This is a genomic window from Bradyrhizobium sp. (assembly GCF_049512235.1).
GTDB lineage: Bacteria > Pseudomonadota > Alphaproteobacteria > Rhizobiales > Xanthobacteraceae > Bradyrhizobium.
In genome coordinates, this window is the sequence record NZ_JBEKXH010000577.1 from 1 (window position 1) to 3736 (window position 3736).

The window sequence follows — 3736 nt, forward strand, 5'->3', positions numbered from 1 at the left end:
GCCGGTGTATGTCAGTCCATTTGAATGGAGCATTGCCTTCACACTGCTGACAGGACTCGCGGTCTATTATGCCGCGGCCAAAGCCCTTCGGATCGTTTCTGGCCAGAGCCTTACGGCTCGGCAATCCTGGAATCCCATCCGCATCACCGCCGGTCCCGACAACCGTGGCAGCCTTTCAACACTCCAGGTCTTTTTCTTCACCGTGCTCGTATTCGTCATGCTGGCATACGTTCTGATGAGAACGGGTGTATTGTCGGATCTCTCAACGACGGTTCTTGAATTGCTTGGCATTTCGGGCATCGGCGCGACGGCGGCCAAGGGAGCGGATTCGACCAGGACCGCCATCGAACCGGCGAACCAGGCATGGCTGCAGAGCAAGGGATGGTACGACGCGCCGAGCGTTCGTCCTGCCGGCCAGCCGACTTTCTACGATCTGATTTCGAGCGACGGCAATTTCGATGTTTACCGGTATCAAAGTTTCTTGTTCAGCGCGGCGGTTGGAGGCGCGCTTTTTATCGGTGGGATCTCGCAGCTCTCTTCATTTACGGTACCACAGAATATTCTCGGCATTCTCGGCCTCAGTCAGGTCGTGTACATTGCCGGCAAGCTGGTCAGCCCGAATAGTGCGTCGCAAATCAACGCCTTGATCACGGATCTACGGAACGCCGAGGCCGACCTTCGTCATGCCGTTCTTACCTTTCAACCGGCGCCCGGCGCAGCACTGCTGCCACCGCCTGCCAGCCTGCAGGATGCGATCGATCGCGCAGGCACAGCGGCCTATGCCGCCTACCTCGACAAGGCAAAGGCGGCCGCGGCACTTTTCATGAAAGCCACCGGTTTGGTTGTCGACCGGCGGAAGCTTGAGCCTTCCCTGACGATTTAGATCGTTAAATTCGTAAATGGCTTTGCGGCGACATGGCGCGTGCTTGAACCGGGATGGCGCCAGGACATTCTTCTCGATGACCGGAAATCGAAGCAGATGATTGCCTGGCAATGCCGGGCGCCATTGTGCGAGGTCGATTTCGGCGGCGGCTCGCCATTGGCTTCGGGATATGTCGAAACGCCGCGAATGAAGCTGCCGCGGCTGTCATTTCCAATCGATAGGCTGCATTGGGGCCGATTTACTTCGAATGGCTGTTCGCTGGTCTGGATTGTTTGGGAAGGACGGGAGCCGCGCCGCCTGGCGTGGCTGAATGGCGAAAAGGTCGAAATCGAGTCTTTCGGCCTATCTTGTTTTGACAGGCCTGGGTCGCTTCTTCGAAGAAGGGACGCGCGGCGAGCCTCAGACGCCCGTATGGCGAGGGCTGAGCCTCTATCAGTGGCTGTGCGTCGGCCTTGTTTTCGCAGGCATGGCGGTGACGTTCCTCCCCAGCGCCGGAGCCTTACCTGACCCGGTTTCGCCGGGCTGGGGAGGCGTCGCGATCGCTGCGAGCGTCAGCATGCTTAGGGTAGTTTGGCTTAGCCTCGATTGGCCGTGGAGTGGCTGGAGGTTTTCACGTCTCGCGCCACTAAATGATAGTTACGGCTTCGCCTCCAACCCGCCCTTGTGCTGCGTCCTGTCCGTTCAGTCCTCATCACCGAAGTAGGCGACAAGGTCGCGGTGGCTTTCGACCAAGTTGACGACCTCGAAAATGTCGCGGTCGATGTCGGAGGGCAGATAGCGAAAGAAGATCAGATAGCTTTTGAACGGAATGGAGCGGATGTCCGGGCGCAGTTCAGGGCGAGCGCGGCCCAGCAGTCCGGTGAGCGTCGCGAGGCGCTCGCACTTGTCGACGATCTCGCCGGCAAAGCGAACGGCCGCCTCTTCGCCACTGACCGCGGCGACGTAGTCCGCGATCTCGACAAGGTTGTCCCGCGCGCTGTCAAGGAAGCGAAGGTGGGGCACTTACGTGCTTGTCTTGAGCCGGTCGGCAACAGCACGGCGTACGCCGTCCGCGCTGTTGGCACCTCCCCGCGCAATGGACGCGTCGAGCGTTTCGCGGAGAGCGGCACGCTTCATCTCATTGATCGCGAACGAAATCGCGTCCTCGGGCGTCGCGAAATGCCCTTTGGCGATTTCGGCTTTCAGCCAAGCTTCCTGGTCGGGCGTCAATGTGACGTTCATGGGAAGACTATAGAGATGTCCGAACCAGCTTTCTAGTCGCAAGTTGCAGGTTCACGAAAGCGTAAATCCTTGATCCGCTCGAAGTCAGCTTCCGATCCGAAGATGAAAAGCTTAGGCTGAGCCGCAATTTTTGCAATAACGGAATCTTTGGTACTGAGCTTATTGCACCAGTCGTCGAAAGAGAGAAAAGTCGGATTGATGGATCGTTGCAAGATCGTCTCTGCCTTCTGCAAACCCGCGAAGAGTTCGGCGTAGGTCAGGTCATCGCCGATCACCATCAGATCAATGTCGCTGCGCGCCGTGTCGGTGCCTTTGGCAATTGAACCATAGACGAAGGCAACTTTGATCTTCTCGCGATAGAGCGCGAGCGATTGTTTCAACGGCTCGATCAATCCAGCGGTTTTCAGGATGATGCCGCGCAGCTCATTGAAAATGGGAGATGCATGATTGGCATGGTAGTGCTTCTGATTGCCGACGCGCTGGATGGAAACCAGCCCGGTCTGCTCCAGGCGCGCAAGTTCGCGTTCGACAGCACCTCGGCCCGAATGAACGTTGCGGATAATCTCAGAAGTGTAGAAACTGCGCTCGGGATGTCCGAAAATGAGCGCCAGCACACGTTGCTGCACGCCCGAAAACAGCGCGCTCGACAGGCTCAGGTTCTTTTTCATATCAACCCTATATTGGGGACTATACACCCCAAATTGGGTACAATCTATCAAAAACCAAAAAGCTTATGCGCTGCTTGCCGGTGCCACATTTGCCTTCAAGGCCGGCAGCTTGCCGCCAGCCAGCCCGGCGTGACGCATCTGGTACAGGCCGCCCTGTACGAGCGCCCCGGACTGGTTGCCGGCTGGCGGGAACGCGAGCCAATCGAGACCAACGACCGGATGCTGCGCAACCTGCTCGACCCGCCGGCCGCGGCACGCCGGGCATCTGCGCCACGTGACGCTGCTGCAGGGGCACCAAGGCTTACGGCGTCCGCGTCCGCCCGCGTTCGGCACCGGGGCTGAGAAAACCGCGGACGGGCCAGTCCGAGCATAATGACGTCCCGCGAGCTAATGCGGCGTTCTACTTTCCGAAACGGCCGAAGGGTGCAACGTGCGGATCGTATTCGGGGTTCTTGATAATATTATGCAGCTGTCGGCGGCGCGCGCCCATATTGCCCCCGTCGTAGAGCGGGAAGCACATGGCATCGTTCATCAGCTCCGCCAGCGGATGCATGTCCGTATAGCTATCCACGCCGACCACCCTCATCGTGTCATAGACAACGTCGACGCAGGTCTCCGAACAAAAGACCTTTGTCATGACTGCGAGTTCGTGTTCCTTTCCGCCGGAGACGTCGTATTGGTGGCACGATTCCATGTCAAATACCGGCAGGCCTCGATCCGCATCTTCATATCAGCGAACATATAGCCCACGGTGGGGTATTCGATGATGGGGTGCGGACCGGAACGGGCATCCGTTTTGGCGAATTCCAAGGCGTGGTCGAAAGCAGCCCGCATGATCCCCACGCATGCAGCCCCGATCAGAGCAGCCGTCCAGGCGAAGTTTGTCGAGACAATCCTGATCCCGTCTCCCGGCTTGCCGAGGATGTTTCCAGCGGGAACGCGCACATTTTCAAACTTCATGCGG

5 protein-coding genes and 1 pseudogene are annotated in these 3736 nt (G+C 58.5%); 1 reads left to right on the forward strand and 5 read right to left on the reverse strand.

Going from position 1 to position 3736, the window contains the following annotated elements:
• Positions 1-883, forward strand: a pseudogene (locus ABSG20_RS32025) (hypothetical protein); the annotation flags it as partial.
• A gap of 681 nt (positions 884-1564) precedes the next feature.
• On the opposite strand, the gene ABSG20_RS32030 reads toward ABSG20_RS32025, so the two are convergent.
• From ABSG20_RS32030 to ABSG20_RS32050, 5 genes are all read right to left on the reverse strand, one after another.
• Positions 1565-1885, reverse strand: a complete 321-nt coding sequence (locus tag ABSG20_RS32030) for a type II toxin-antitoxin system RelE/ParE family toxin (RefSeq protein ID WP_423868457.1) — start codon at positions 1883-1885, stop codon at positions 1565-1567.
• The gene (locus tag ABSG20_RS32035) at positions 1886-2092 is read right to left on the reverse strand and encodes a hypothetical protein (protein ID WP_423868458.1); all 207 of its coding nucleotides are present in this window, start codon (positions 2090-2092) and stop codon (positions 1886-1888) included.
• Between the two features lie 44 nt (positions 2093-2136).
• Positions 2137-2772 carry a nucleotidyltransferase domain-containing protein gene (locus ABSG20_RS32040; RefSeq protein WP_423868459.1) on the reverse strand — a complete coding sequence of 212 codons (636 nt, stop codon included), beginning with the start codon at positions 2770-2772 and terminating at the stop codon, positions 2137-2139.
• A gap of 400 nt (positions 2773-3172) precedes the next feature.
• Positions 3173-3409, reverse strand: coding sequence for an acyl-CoA dehydrogenase family protein (locus ABSG20_RS32045; RefSeq protein ID WP_423868460.1), 237 nt, complete (start codon positions 3407-3409; stop codon positions 3173-3175).
• Positions 3406-3736, reverse strand: a 331-nt coding sequence (locus ABSG20_RS32050; RefSeq protein WP_423868461.1) for an acyl-CoA dehydrogenase family protein, incomplete at its 5' end; no start/stop codon positions are given. The genes ABSG20_RS32045 and ABSG20_RS32050, both read right to left, overlap by 4 nt.